The organism is Streptomyces sp. NRRL F-5630 (assembly GCF_000719475.1).
Lineage (GTDB): Bacteria > Actinomycetota > Actinomycetes > Streptomycetales > Streptomycetaceae > Streptomyces.
Map to the genome: position 1 here is coordinate 1 of NZ_JOGO01000112.1, position 13,056 is coordinate 13,056.

Here is a 13,056-nt window from a genome sequence, read left to right on the forward strand (position 1 = left end):
CCCGCCCACCCTCCGGCGACCCCCCGCGACCCGCCCCGCCAGGGGCAACCCGCCATACCTTCACGGTTCAACTGCCGTTCACTCTTCCCGGAACGCCTGGTCACTTCGGCTGCCTACTTTCGGCCTCACGAGGTTCGCAAAGACCCCGACCAAGCCACCGCCGAGCCCCCCGCAGGGTCCCGGCTCCCGGAAGGAACACCCCAACAGTGAAGCTTCAGCGCAAGAACCGGCTGCGGGCGCTCTCCCTCGGCGTCGTCGCCGTGTCCGGCGCCCTGGCCCTCACGGCGTGCGGCTCGGACGACACGAGCGGCGGCCCCGGCGGGGAGAAGAGCAAGGACAGCTCGGCCGCCGCCGCGCCCTCCGCTTCCTCGGACATCGACTGCTCCGACGCCAAGGGCGAGCTGCTCGCCTCGGGGTCCAGCGCGCAGCAGAACGCGATCGACGCGTGGGTGAAGAGCTACACGGCGGCGTGCAAGGACGTGCGGATCAACTACTCCCCGGACGGCTCGGGCGCCGGCGTCACCGCCTTCCTCCAGGGCCGCACCGCCTTCGCCGGCTCGGACTCCGCGCTCAAGCCGGACGAGATCAAGAAGTCCGCCGACGTCTGCAAGAGCTCGCAGGCCATCGACCTGCCCATGGTCGGCGGCCCCATCGCGATCGGCTACAACGTCCCGGGCGTCGACAACCTCGTCCTCGACGCGAAGACCCTCGCGCACATCTTCGACGGCAAGATCTCCACCTGGGACGACAAGGAGATCAAGGCCCTCAACCCGGACGCGAAGCTCCCGTCCACGAAGATCCAGGCGTTCCACCGCTCGGACGAGTCCGGCACGACGGACAACTTCACGAAGTACCTCAAGGCCGTCGCGCCCGGCGACTGGAAGTACGAGGGCGGCAAGGCGTGGCAGGCCAAGGGCGGCCAGTCCGCGCAGGGCTCCTCCGGCCTCGCCCAGCAGGTCAAGCAGACGCCCGGCGCGATCTCGTACTTCGAACTGTCCTACGCGGCCGACGGCATCAAGACCGTGGACATCAAGACGAAGGCCGCCGAGCCGGTCAAGGCCACGACGGAGAACGCCTCGAAGGCGATCGCCGCCGCGAAGGTCGCCGGCAAGGGCAAGGACCTCGCGCTGGAGCTGGACTACAACCCCTCCGCCGCCGGCGCCTACCCGATCACCCTCGTGACGTACGAGATCGCCTGCGAGAAGGGCAACAAGGCGGAGACCCTGCCCGCCACGAAGTCCTTCCTGAACTACATCGCGAGCGAGGACGGCCAGAGCCGGCTCGCCGACGCCGGCTACGCCCCGATCCCCGACGCGATCATCACCAAGGTCCGCGAGACGATCGCCTCCCTCAGCTGACCCCCGCGTGCGGGCGGCCCCCGGCGGGCCGCCCGCACCGTCCGGTGCACCGCCGCCAGCAAGCCCGCAGACCCTGAGACGCAGCCCGGCAGGCACGACCCCCGGGCACCGCCCCGAGGCGCACAGCCCGGGGCGGGCAGCCCCCGAGGGCACGCAGCCCCCGAGGCGCGGCTCTCGCAGGGGAGCGGGTCCGCAGACCGGAGAAACCCATGGACATACCCACGACCCCCGCCCCCGGCGGCCCACCCGCCGCCCCACCGACTCCCCCGGCCCCCCACCCCGGCCCCGTCCGCCCGAAGGACGACAGCGGCCGGGCGAGCCTTGCGAAGGCACGCGGTTCCCGCCACCTCGGCGACCGCGTCTTCCTCGGCCTCTCGCGCGGCTCCGGCATCCTCCTCCTCGTCGTGATGGCGGCCATCGCCGTCTTCCTCGCCTACCGTTCCTCGCTGATCCTCACGAAGAACCACGGCAACTTCTTCACGACCTTCGAGTGGAACCCGACCGCGATGCCGCCGGTCTTCGGCATCGCCGTGCTGGCCTTCGGCACGGTCGTCTCCTCGGTCATCGCGATGGCCCTCGCCGTGCCCGTCTCGGTCGGCATCGCGCTCTTCCTCACGCACTACGCGCCCCGCGCCGCGCGCGGCCCCATCAGCTACGTCATCGACCTGCTCGCCGCCGTGCCGTCGATCGTGTACGGGCTCTGGGGCGCTCTCGTCCTCGTCCCGCACCTCGACGGGCTCTACGGCTGGCTCGACCGGTTCTTCGGCTGGACCGGGATCTTCTCCTGGCAGGGCGGCGCGCCCCGCTCGCTCCTGACCGTCGGCATCCTGCTCGCGATCATGATCCTCCCGATCGTGACCAACGTGAGCCGCGAGGTCTTCCGCCAGGTCCCGCGGGCCCACGAGGAGGCGGCGCTCGCGCTCGGCGCGACCCGCTGGGAGGTCGTCCGCACCGCGGTCCTGCCCTTCGGCCGGTCCGGTGTGATCTCCGCGTCGATGCTCGGCCTCGGCCGCGCGCTCGGCGAGACGATGGCCGTCGCGACGGTGCTCTCGCCGGGCTTCGCCATCCAGTCGAGCCTGCTCGACCCGGGCGGCGGCACCTTCGCGCAGAACATCGCGAGCAAGTTCAGCGAGGCCAGCGTCGAGGGCCGTGACGCGCTCATCGCCTCCGGGCTCGTCCTCTTCGTCATCACGCTCCTCGTCAACGGAGCCGCGCGGGCCATCATCGCCCGCCGCAAGGAGTACTCGGGGGCCGACGCATGAGCCACGACCAGAACCCGGTGGCCGGCCGGCCTGCCCCGCAGCCCGCCGGGGACGAGCGGAACGGTTCGCTGCGGGCCGCGCGCCTGCCCCGCTGGTCCCACCTCGCCCTCGCGGCCGCCTCGGTCCTCGTCGCCTGCCTCGTCGGCCTCGCCGCCGGGCTCGACTCGAAGGTCCAGTGGGGCCTGCTCGCCGCGCTCCTCTTCGTCGTCGGCGGCTACGCGCTCGCCGCCCGCGTCGAGGGCCGCAGGCAGGCGAAGGACCGCCTCGTCACGAGCGTCGTGTGGGTCGCCTTCCTCGCCGCCTTCATCCCGCTCGCGTCCCTCGTCTGGGAGACCGTCAAGCGCGGCGTGAAGGTCCTGGACCCGTACTTCCTGACGCACTCGATGGTCAACATCGGCTCGATGGACGAGGGCGGCGGCATCTACCACGCGATCGTCGGCTCGGTGGAGCAGGTCGGGCTCGCGACGGTCATGGCCGCCCCCGTCGGGCTGCTCACCGCCGTCTACCTCGTCGAGTACGGGCGCGGGAAGCTCGCCAAGACCGTCACCTTCTTCGTCGACGTCATGACGGGCATCCCGTCGATCGTCGCTGGCCTGTTCATCCTGAGCCTGATGCTCCTCGTGAAGGCGGAGCCCTTCGGCTTCGCCGGCTCCCTCGCGCTGGCGATCCTGATGATCCCGGTCGTGGTCCGCTCGACGGAGGAGATGCTGAAGCTCGTGCCCAACGAGCTGCGCGAGGCGTCCCTCGCGCTGGGCGTGCCGAAGTGGCGCACGATCCTGAAGGTCGTGCTGCCCACGTCGATCGGCGGCATCACGACCGGCGTCATGCTCGCCATCGCGCGCATCGCCGGTGAGACGGCGCCCGTCCTGCTCCTGGTCTGGGGCTCCGCGTACATCAACACGGACCCCTTCCACGGCGGCCAGTCCTCGCTGCCGCTGTACATCTACCAGCAGTACGCGACGAGCGGCGGCAACGGAGCCTCCTACGACCGCGCCTGGGCGGCGGCCCTCACGCTGATCGCCTTCGTGATGATCCTCAACCTGGCGGCCCGCGCGCTCGCCCGGTGGAAGGCCCCGAAGTCGTCCGGTCGCTGACCACGCAGACCTCCGGTCGCCGAGGCGGCCGTCCCCCGGGGCGTGGTGAGCGCCCCCGCGCGCCCGGCCCGGCGCGCCCCGTACGAAAGAAGCAGTGAACCCATGGCCAAGCGCATCGATGTCAGCGGACTGACCGCGTACTACGGGGCCCACAAGGCGATCGAGGACATCTCGATGACCGTCGAGCCCCGCTCCGTGACGGCCTTCATCGGCCCCTCGGGCTGCGGCAAGTCCACCTTCCTGCGGACCCTGAACCGGATGCACGAGGTGACCCCGGGCGGCCGCGTCGAGGGCAAGGTCCTCCTGGACGACGAGGACCTGTACGGGAACCAGGTCGACCCGGTCGCGGTACGCCGCACGATCGGCATGGTCTTCCAGCGCCCGAACCCCTTCCCGACGATGTCGATCTTCGACAACGTCGCGGCGGGCCTCAAGCTCAACGGCTCCGTCAAGAAGTCCGAGCTGAACGACGTCGTCGAGAAGTCGCTCCAGGGCGCCAACCTCTGGAACGAGGTCAAGGACCGCCTCAACAAGCCGGGCGCGGGCCTCTCCGGCGGCCAGCAGCAGCGGCTGTGCATCGCGCGGGCGATCGCGGTCGAGCCGCAGGTCCTCCTCATGGACGAGCCCTGCTCGGCGCTCGACCCGATATCGACGCTCGCGATCGAGGACCTGATCGGTGAGCTGAAGGAACGGTTCACCATCGTGATCGTCACGCACAACATGCAGCAGGCGGCACGCGTCTCGGACCGCACGGCCTTCTTCAACCTCTCCGCGGTGGGCCGGCCCGGCCGCCTCATCGAGATCGACGACACCCAGCGGATCTTCTCCAACCCCTCGGTCCAGGCGACGGAGGACTACATCTCGGGCCGCTTCGGCTGAGCCGTACCCCGGCCCCCACGGACCCCTTCGCGGTGCTGCATGGCGGTGCCACCACGGAGGACACGAAGAGCCCGCCCCGACGACAGGCCGGGGCGGGCTCTTCCCCGCGCGAGCGGCGCCCCGCACGCGACGGGGAGCGCCAGGGGCGAGGCGGGCGGCTTCCGCGGGCGGCGGTAGGGGCGGCCCTGGCGCGGGCGGGACGGTCTGGCGCGGGCCGGACGCCGGACGCGCGCGGGTTCGGGGCGGCCCGGTCCCCGGCGTCGGCTCGGCCCGCCGTCGCCTCCCCCGTGGCCCGCAGCGGCCCCGGCGCCGGTCAGCGGGCGAGCATCTTCTCCGTCAGCTCCCACAGCCGCCGGGCGGCCTCGGGGTCGATCGAGTCGGGGTGGACCTCGGCGGGGATGCTGTCGGCGGTGAGCGGCCGGTCGGTGCCGTCCACGACCGACACCTCGCAGTCCTTCAGGTACACGCCGCCGGTCCCGTCGAGCAGCGGGCTCACCGCGGCGAAGACGACGGTGGCCGCGCCCTGCGCGGCGGTCTTCTTCCCCGCCACGGGATCGATGACGGGCCTGCCCTCCTCGTCGACGAGCCCCTGCGCCCGGTAGGCCTCCTGGTCCTCCGGGCGGTTGTTGAGGTTCGTCCCGATGACGACCCCCGGGTGCACGGCGTACCCCCGGACGCCTTCGGAGGCCCACCGCCGGTCCAGTTCGACGGCGAAGAGCACGTTGGCGCGCTTCGCCTGCGCGTAGGCGGCACCGGGGTCGTAGCCGCTGGTGAAGTCGAGGTCGTCCCAGCGGATGGCCCCCATCCGCTGCGCGCCCGAGGACACGTTGACGACCCGCGCCCCGTGCGCGGCGCGCAGCAGGGGGAGCAGCCCGCGTGTGAGCCGGAAGGGCCCCAGGTGGCTCGTCGCGAACTGGATCTCGTGCCCGTACGCGTCGAGGGTGCGCTCGGCGGGCGGGGCGGCCGCCGCGCAGTGGACGAGCACGTCGACGGGCCGCCCCGCCGCGAGCCGCCGCTCCGCGAACGTGTCCACGGACCCCGGATCGACGAGATCGAGCCGGTCGACCGCCACCCCCGCGATCCCCGCGACCTTCTCGGCGGCCCGCTCCGGGCTCCGCGCCCCTACCAGCACCTCCGCCCCGGCCCCCGCGAGCGCCCGCGTCACCTCGAACCCGATCCCCTGATGTCCCCCGGTGACCACCACGAACCTGCCCCGCAGATCCATCCCCTCCAGCACTTCGGCCGCCGTGGCGGCGGGCCCGAAGGGGGAGCCGAGGGGATGCTGCGGGGACGCCTGCGACTGCTGGGACTGCTGGGACTGCTGCGACATGAGAACACGCCCTTCTGGAAACGGAACCTCGTTCCGACACTGTACGGAACAACGTTCCGCTTCGCGAGCGGGACACCACCAGGAAAAGGCGAAGGGCGCGGAAAACTCGGAAGGCGCCCCCCAGGAGGGAGGCGCCTCGGCGAGACGGGGCGGGAGCAGCGGCGCCGCCCCCGAGGTCACAGGAACAGGAAGTTCACGATCCAGAACGACACCGCCGCCACGATCGCCGCCGCGGGCATCGTGATGAACCAGCCGAGCACGATGTTCTTCGCGACGCCCCAGCGCACCGCGTTCACCCGCTTCGTCGCACCGACGCCCATGATCGCCGAGGTGATCACGTGGGTCGTCGAGATGGGCGCGTGGAAGAGGAAAGCGGTCGTGAACATGATCGAGGCGCCGGTCGTCTCGGCGGCGAAGCCCTGCGGCGGGTCCAGCTCGATGATCTTGCGCCCGAGCGTGCGCATGATGCGCCAGCCGCCCGCGTACGTGCCGAGCGAGAGCATGAGCGCACAGGCGACCTTGACCCACACCGGGATCGCGTCGCCCTGGTCCTCGACATCGGCGATGACGAGCGCGAGGACGACGACGCCCATCGTCTTCTGCGCGTCCTGGAGCCCGTGCCCGAGCGCCATCGCGGCGGCCGAGACGGTCTGCGCGATGCGGAAGCCGCGCTTGGCCCGGTGCGGGTTGGACTTCCGGAACAGCCACAGGATCGCGCACATCACGAGGTAGCCGACGACGAGACCGACGAGCGGCGAGAGGAACATCGGGATGACGATCTTGTCGATCACCCCGGACCATATGACGCCGATCCCCCCTGCGAGCGCCGCCCCGACCATCCCGCCGAACAGCGCGTGCGAGGACGAGGACGGCAGCCCGAAGTACCAGGTCACGAGGTTCCACACGACCGCGCCCACAAGCGCGGCGAAGAGGATCCACATCCCCTTGTCGCCGTGCGGGGTGTCGATGATGCCCTCACTGACCGTCTTGGCGACGCCGTTGCCGAGGAAGGCACCGGCGAGGTTCATGACGGCGGCCATCGCGAGCGCCACGCGCGGCGTGAGCGCCCGGGTCGAGACGGAGGTCGCGATCGCGTTCGCGGAGTCGTGGAAGCCGTTGGTGTACGTGAAGGCGAACGCGACCAGGACGGTCACGACCAAAGCAAAGGTGTCCACCGGGTCAGGACTCCTTGACCGCGATGGTCTCCACCGTGTTCGCGACGTGCTCGAACGCGTCAGCGGCCTCTTCGAGGACGTCGACGATCTGCTTGAGCTTCAGCACCTCGATGGCGTCGTACTTGCCGTTGAAGAGGTGGGCGAGGAGCTTCCGGTGGATCTGGTCCGCCTGGTTCTCCAGACGGTTCACCTCAATCCAGTACTCGGTGAGGTTGTCCATCGTCCGCAGATTGGGCATCGCCTCGGCGGTCAGCTCCGCCGCACGGTGCAGGACCTCGATCTGCTGCTCGACGCCCTTGGGGAGCTGGTCGATCTGGTAGAGGACGACGAGGTCGACCGCCTCCTCCATGAAGTCCATGATGTCGTCGAGCGAACCGGCGAGGGTGTAGATGTCCTCACGGTCGAACGGCGTGATGAAGGAGGAGTTCAGCTGGTGGAAGATGGCATGCGTCGCGTCGTCCCCGGCGTGTTCCGCGGCCCGCATGCGTTCGGCGATCTCGGCCCGGGCGGAGGGGTCCGCCCCGAGCAGTTCCATGAGGAGCTTGGAGCCCGTGACGATGTTGTCCGCGGACGCGGCGAACATGTCGTAGAAACTCGTCTCCCGGGGGGTCAGACGAAAACGCACGTGGGGTCCTCGGTGTCCTCTGGGTTCGGTCAGGCTGATGCTAGGCGCATCATCCGGCCACGGCGAACCGGCTTTCACAGTGTCGCCCATGAAAGCCAGCGATCATCACAGGGCCCCAACCGACCCAAGAGGAACAGAACCGATCCCATCAGATCGGAAATATCAGTACGATATACCCGCGCGGGGTATAAAGGTGCGGCTCAGCGCCCGTCTCGACGCTTCTGCGCAGCCTGCCCCACACTGGCCGTAACCCCCCGGGACCCGGCGGTCCGCACGGGGTGTAGGACAGCTCACATCCCCGCCGTGGTCTCCCACGGCCCCCGTACCGGGAGGACGCGATGACGACCACCGAGGCCGAAGGCACCGGAGCGACCACTCCCCCCGGGACACCCGGCCCGGGCTCCGCCGTCACGACCGGCCACGCCGTCCACGGCTACCACGACCACAAGCAGGAGCACCTCAAGCGCCTGCGCCGCATCGAGGGCCAGATCCGCGGCCTCCAGCGGATGGTCGAGGAGGACCAGTACTGCATCGACATACTCACCCAGGTCTCCGCCTCCACGAAGGCCCTCCAGTCCTTCGCCCTCCAGCTCCTGGAGGAGCACCTGCGGCACTGCGTGGCGGACGCGGCGGTACGGGGCGGCGACGAGGTCGAGGAGAAGGTCGCCGAGGCCACCCGGGCCATCGCGCGGATGCTCCGCACGTGAGGGGCTGAGCGCGGGGGCGGGCGACGAGGGCGCGGGCTGAGCGCGCGGGCTGAGCGCGCGGGGCGTGCGCGCGAGCGGGCCGGGAGCCGGACGCGCGAACGGGCGGAGGACCGACAGGCCAAGGGGCTCGCGACATCCGGGCACTCACCCCGACCCGGGCCCCGCCCCAGCACGGCCCGTCGGCCCTCCTCCCCGCCCCGGCCCGACCGGCCCCGCCCGCCGCCGTACTCAGAGGCCCCAGCCGCTCACGTCACCGAAGCCGGTCCCTCTCACCTGCAACACCTCGTCGATCCGCTCCACGCTCAGCCGCTCCTCGCACGAGCAGACGGCCGCGATCATCAGCTCCCCGCAGAGCTCGATCTCCGCGAGGGCCACCGGGTCCTCGACCGCGCAAGCTGTCGTCACCTTGGCTACCCCCTTCTCCCGGACCTTCCAGGCCCCTTCTCGGGCACTGCTCCCGGACGGCGCACGGGACCCAGCGTAAGGAGCCGCGTGCGCCGGGCGCATGACACGGACGGACCATTTACGGGTCACCCGCCCCGGCGCGCGCCGGGGCGCTCGGCCGCCCGGCGTGTCCACCTGTCGCGCCCTCTCGTCCACCCGGGCACTCATCGGGTCAACGAACAATACGTACGGCCGTCACGCCGCCCACCGGGGAATCCATCGAAATCAGCCCCCAGGGCCTACGCCCGGCCCTGCGGGACTACCGTGAAGCCGTGACCTCCGAGGAGACCCCGGCCGACGTCCACCGCACCACCACGCGGGACGCCGGCGCCTTCTGCACCGCCACCTGCCTGTGCGGCTGGCGCGGCCCCGCCCGCCGCGCCCGTTCCAAGGCCCGCTCGGACGCGGCGGAGCACCTGCGGGACACGGGACCGGAAGCCCGCACGGACTCGTAGCCGGCCCCTGAGCACGGAAGCCGACCGGGCTCTCTCCGCCCTCGCTCCCGGCGCTACGCCGCCAGGTCCCGGTCCTCGTCCGCCCGCGCCGGGCGCACCGTCTCGTCGGCCCGCCGCGGCTCCGGCTCCCCGGCGGCGGCGCGCTCGTCCTCCGTACCGGCGCCCGCCCACACCAGGCGCCCGGCACGGCTGCGGCCGACCGCGCGCAGGACGGGCGTGAACAGCGCCGTGAAGAGCGGCGAGAGCAACAGCGCGACGGCCGTGCCGAGCGCGAAGCCGCCGACCACGTCGGTCGGGTAGTGCACGCCCATGAGGACCCGGCAGAACCCCTCCACGACCGCGATGGCGATACCGGCCAGACCGAGCTTGCGGTGGGCGAGGAAGAGCGAGACGCCGATCGCCATCGTCAGCGTCGAGTGATCGCTCACGAAGGAGAAGTCGGTCTTGCCCGGCTCCAGGACCTCCAGGCCCTTGTGGTCCACGAAGGGCCGTGGCCGCTCGACGAAGCCGCGGATCGGGATGTTCAGGCCCACCGCGAGCGCGGCGGCCAGTGGCGCCCAGACCACCGCGGCGACGGAGGAGGCCGCGGCGTCGAGGGAGCCGCGCCGCCTGACACCCCACCAGCACCACAGCACGAGCAGCACGGCGAGCACCGGCAGCCCGTACTCGCCGAGGAAGCGCACGGCCTGCTCGCACCAGCCCGGGGTGTGCCCGGTGAGGCCGTTGATGTCGAAGAGCAGGCTGACATCGGGGTTCGACGCGGAAGTGTCGAGTCCAGCCATCGTGCCGCGGCCCCTTGTCTGTCGTACCGGAACGCACACGGCGTACGTCCCTCACCAACCCCCGTGGTCGGCACCGGCCGGCACCGCTTCGCTCACGCACACACCTGTGGTCCTGAACAGGGAACGCCTGCTTCCTGCCCCCACGTTCCGCACTCCACCGGATGATCACCCAGACGTTATCGAAGAGAGACGCGTCCACGCAGCTCAGGACCGTCGCCGCAGGGGAGCGCACGCCGGGGCGCGGGAAGCACGCAGAGGGGCGCGCGCCTCGCCCGGGACCGGCGCGGGGTCCTCAGGAGAACGTGGCATCCGCCGCGCGTACGAGACACCGGCGGCCTACGGCGGGTGGCGTTCCCGGGGAGGCGGCGTCCCGGCGGATGGCGTCCGCCCGAGGGGGCGACGGGCCGGACATCCACCGGACCGGACGTCCGCCCGGCAGGCCGCCGCGCGGGCGCTCGCCGAGCGGGGCGTACGCGTCCGGGGCCTCCCCTCCGCTCAGTCCGCGCGCCGTGGTCCCACCCCCGCGCCCGCCAGGGCGGCGGTACCGGGCGAGGTGGACGCGGCCCCGGACGCCTCGTCGGTCCCGGCGCCGCCCTCCGGCCCGTCACCCTTCGCCGCCGCACCCTTCGCCTCGGTACCTCCTCCGGCCGCCTTCGCCTTCTCCGCCTCGCGGTCCTCGTCGACAGGCCGCAGGGTCTTCTTCGCCCCCGGTTCGGGAAGCGCGGCGGCGGCGGCCTCCGTGACGCGGGTCGCGCCGAAGTAGTCGGGGGTGTCGATCGGGTCGAAGCGGATGACGGCCCCGGTGCGCGGCGCGTCGATCATGTAGCCGCCGCCGACATAGATCCCGACGTGCCGGATGGCGCGCGAATTGCTCAGGTCGTCGGAGAAGAAGACGAGATCCCCGGGGAGCAGTTCGTCCCGCCCGGGGTGCGGTCCCGCGTTGTACTGATCGTTCGCGACGCGTGGCAGATCGATACCGACGCTGTCGTACGCGGCCTGGGTGAGCCCCGAGCAGTCGAAGCGCCCGCCCTGCGCCGCCGTCCCCGTACCGCCCCACAGGTACGGGGTGCCGAGCTTGCCCTGCGCGTACGAGATCGCCGCCGCGGCCTGCTCCGAGGGCTGGAGCCGCCCGGCCGGCGCGGAGAAGCTCTCCTCCAGGCCGCGGATCGTCTTCACGTAGTTCCGCGTCTCGGTGTACGGCGGGACCCCGCCGTAACGGATCACCGCGTCGGGCCCCGCGTTGTAGGCGGCGAGCATGTTCGCCGACTGATCCCCCGGCACGTTCTTCACGTACGAGGCGAGTTCGCAGTCGTACGAGGCGGCCGACGGGATCGCGTCGGCCGGGTTCCACACGTCCCGCACGCCGTCCTTGTCGCCGTCCACGCCGTGCGCGGCCCACGTGCTCGGGATGAACTGCGCGATGCCCTCGGCCGCGGCGGGGCTGCGCGCGCCCGGGTCGAAGCCGGATTCCTGGTAGAGCTGCGAGGCGAGGAGCGCGGGAGTGAGGGCGGGGCAGAGGTTGCCCCACTTCTGCACGAGCTCCTGGTACGCGGCGGGCACCGAGCCCTTCGCGAGGCCGGTGGCGCGGCCCGCGCCGCCGCCGGTGAGGTTTCCCGCGACGACGAAGACACCGACGACGAGGAGCGCCACGAACCCCGTCCCGAGGGCGGCGAGCAGCGAGCCGATGAGCCAGAACTTGCGCACGCGTCAACTCTCCCCCATGAGGCAGCGCTTCGCCATGGTGTACGGGCGCACGGGCGCGCGTACCAGCCATATGAGCCGCTCATCTCAGCACGTGGAACGGAACAGGGCGGCAGGACGATCGTCCTGTATGAGAAGCGATCAGCTGACCGCGTGCCACCTCACACACCGCCATCCCACCCGGCCTTTCCTCTTCCTTCACCCGTGGGAGCGACCCGCCGGGAACACGCCCGTATCGTTGCCCGCAGTCACATCACATGATACACAGAGTAATCACGCGGGCGGGCGTGTCCCCTTCCACCCCTTCGTCCGGTTCCCGCACGCGGAAAGAAAGCAAAACTCGGCCAGGTTTGACGCCAAGTCGACATGCACAGGCGCCGGAGTCAGCGACAATGAGCGAGACCTCTGTGTCGAGCAGAGGACGGAACAACCCGTTAGGGGCGGTGAGTTACATGCTTATGGCGGCCGACAAGGGCGACATCAACACGATCATCGGCGGGATCGCCCCGGACTGGGGCCCCTTCGGGAGCCTCGGCAGCGAGGCCCGCGTCATGATCCAGGTCGTGATGGCCTTCGCGATCATCCTCTGCCTGGCCATCGCGATCTGGGGCGCGGCCAAGCAGCGCATCGGCGCGACGGCGCTGCGCGACACGTTCAGTGCCGAACAGGGCAAGGGGCTCATCATCGCCGGGCTCAGCGGAGTCTTCATCATCGGCTCCCTCGGCACCGTCTTCACGATCGTGTACGGCATGGCCGTCTAGCCCCGCACACGGCTGCGCCGTCCAGTCGCGGGACGGCACGACCGGGGCCACGGGGGTGCCCCGCACGCCACCCGCGTCACCCCTGTCCCCCGTGCCACCGGCTGAGGTTGCGTCTCCCTGATGTCCCTGATGTCCAGTCACCACACCCCGCGCGAACGGCCGTCCACCGGGCTACCTTCGTACTACGCGCACCGCACCGCGGGCCGCGTGAGGGTCCACCCAACGGCCGAGGGGGCACAGGCGGCATGAGCACGGGCGACGACCACCGGTACGGGGTGCCCCCGCTCCCCGACGACTACGGCGGGACCGGGCAGACCCGCACCCGCCTCCCCGACCGCGCGGGCCCCGCGCGCGGTCCGGCCCCCCGCCGCCCTTCGCGCGGCCTCGTCGTCATCGGCGCCGTCGTCGCCCTCCTCATCGCGGCGATCGCCTTCGCGAACCAGAACACCGACGACTCCCCCACCCACCCCGGCACCACCACCC

13 protein-coding genes and 1 pseudogene are annotated in these 13,056 nt (G+C 71.5%); 8 read left to right on the plus strand and 6 right to left on the minus strand.

The features are described from left to right. Positions 1 to 206: 206 nt before the first annotated feature. The 4 genes from pstS (at position 207) to pstB (ending at position 4,593) form a co-directional block, all read left to right on the plus strand. Complete coding sequence (gene pstS, locus IF99_RS0128725) at positions 207 to 1,358, plus strand: phosphate ABC transporter substrate-binding protein PstS (protein ID WP_031001058.1); 1,152 nt, start codon at positions 207 to 209, stop codon at positions 1,356 to 1,358. A gap of 209 nt (positions 1,359 to 1,567) precedes the next feature. Then, the gene (pstC, locus tag IF99_RS0128730; RefSeq protein WP_031001059.1) at positions 1,568 to 2,620 is read left to right on the plus strand and encodes a phosphate ABC transporter permease subunit PstC; all 1,053 of its coding nucleotides are present in this window, start codon (positions 1,568 to 1,570) and stop codon (positions 2,618 to 2,620) included. After that, complete coding sequence (gene pstA, locus IF99_RS0128735; protein WP_031001061.1) at positions 2,617 to 3,714, plus strand: phosphate ABC transporter permease PstA; 1,098 nt, start codon at positions 2,617 to 2,619, stop codon at positions 3,712 to 3,714. Before pstC ends, pstA begins: the two co-directional genes overlap by 4 nt. 102 nt (positions 3,715 to 3,816) lie before the next feature. Next, positions 3,817 to 4,593, plus strand: a complete 777-nt coding sequence (gene pstB, locus IF99_RS0128740) for a phosphate ABC transporter ATP-binding protein PstB (RefSeq protein ID WP_031001063.1) — start codon at positions 3,817 to 3,819, stop codon at positions 4,591 to 4,593. A gap of 313 nt (positions 4,594 to 4,906) precedes the next feature. Here the strand turns inward: pstB and IF99_RS0128745 are convergent, their stop codons facing one another. From IF99_RS0128745 to IF99_RS0128755, 3 genes are all read right to left on the minus strand, one after another. Next, positions 4,907 to 5,923 (minus strand): SDR family NAD(P)-dependent oxidoreductase, encoded by a 1,017-nt coding sequence (locus tag IF99_RS0128745; RefSeq protein ID WP_031001066.1) that lies wholly within the window; start codon positions 5,921 to 5,923, stop codon positions 4,907 to 4,909. A 176-nt stretch (positions 5,924 to 6,099) separates the two neighbouring features. Further along, positions 6,100 to 7,098 (minus strand): inorganic phosphate transporter, encoded by a 999-nt coding sequence (locus IF99_RS0128750; protein WP_031001068.1) that lies wholly within the window; start codon positions 7,096 to 7,098, stop codon positions 6,100 to 6,102. A gap of 4 nt (positions 7,099 to 7,102) precedes the next feature. Then, on the minus strand, positions 7,103 to 7,723 hold the full coding sequence (locus IF99_RS0128755; protein WP_007824141.1) for a DUF47 domain-containing protein: 621 nt from the start codon (positions 7,721 to 7,723) through the stop codon (positions 7,103 to 7,105). Between the two features lie 338 nt (positions 7,724 to 8,061). On the opposite strand from IF99_RS0128755, the gene IF99_RS0128760 reads away from it, so the two are divergent. Continuing rightward, positions 8,062 to 8,430, plus strand: a complete 369-nt coding sequence (locus IF99_RS0128760) for a metal-sensitive transcriptional regulator (protein ID WP_031001070.1) — start codon at positions 8,062 to 8,064, stop codon at positions 8,428 to 8,430. A 228-nt stretch (positions 8,431 to 8,658) separates the two neighbouring features. On the opposite strand, the gene IF99_RS34510 is transcribed toward IF99_RS0128760, so the two are convergent. Next, complete coding sequence (locus tag IF99_RS34510; protein WP_199806581.1) at positions 8,659 to 8,835, minus strand: hypothetical protein; 177 nt, start codon at positions 8,833 to 8,835, stop codon at positions 8,659 to 8,661. 311 nt (positions 8,836 to 9,146) lie between these two features. On the opposite strand from IF99_RS34510, the gene IF99_RS0128770 reads away from it, so the two are divergent. Then, entirely contained in the window at positions 9,147 to 9,329 is a 183-nt protein-coding gene (locus tag IF99_RS0128770; protein WP_031001072.1) for a hypothetical protein, read from the plus strand. Positions 9,330 to 9,382: 53 nt separating this feature from the next. Here IF99_RS0128770 and IF99_RS0128775 read toward each other — a convergent pair whose 3' ends face one another. Together IF99_RS0128775 and IF99_RS0128780 are read right to left on the minus strand one after the other, a co-directional pair. Beyond that, a complete protein-coding gene (locus IF99_RS0128775; protein WP_031001073.1) occupies positions 9,383 to 10,111 on the minus strand; it encodes a phosphatase PAP2 family protein in 729 nt (242 codons plus the stop codon). Positions 10,112 to 10,606: 495 nt separating this feature from the next. Then, entirely contained in the window at positions 10,607 to 11,815 is a 1,209-nt protein-coding gene (locus IF99_RS0128780) for a C40 family peptidase (RefSeq protein WP_031001074.1), read from the minus strand. 449 nt (positions 11,816 to 12,264) lie between these two features. On the opposite strand from IF99_RS0128780, the gene IF99_RS0128785 reads away from it, so the two are divergent. Together IF99_RS0128785 and IF99_RS0128790 are read left to right on the plus strand one after the other, a co-directional pair. Next, a complete protein-coding gene (locus IF99_RS0128785; protein WP_008746622.1) occupies positions 12,265 to 12,573 on the plus strand; it encodes a hypothetical protein in 309 nt (102 codons plus the stop codon). A gap of 245 nt (positions 12,574 to 12,818) precedes the next feature. Next, positions 12,819 to 13,056: pseudogene (locus IF99_RS0128790) on the plus strand (hypothetical protein); the annotation flags it as partial.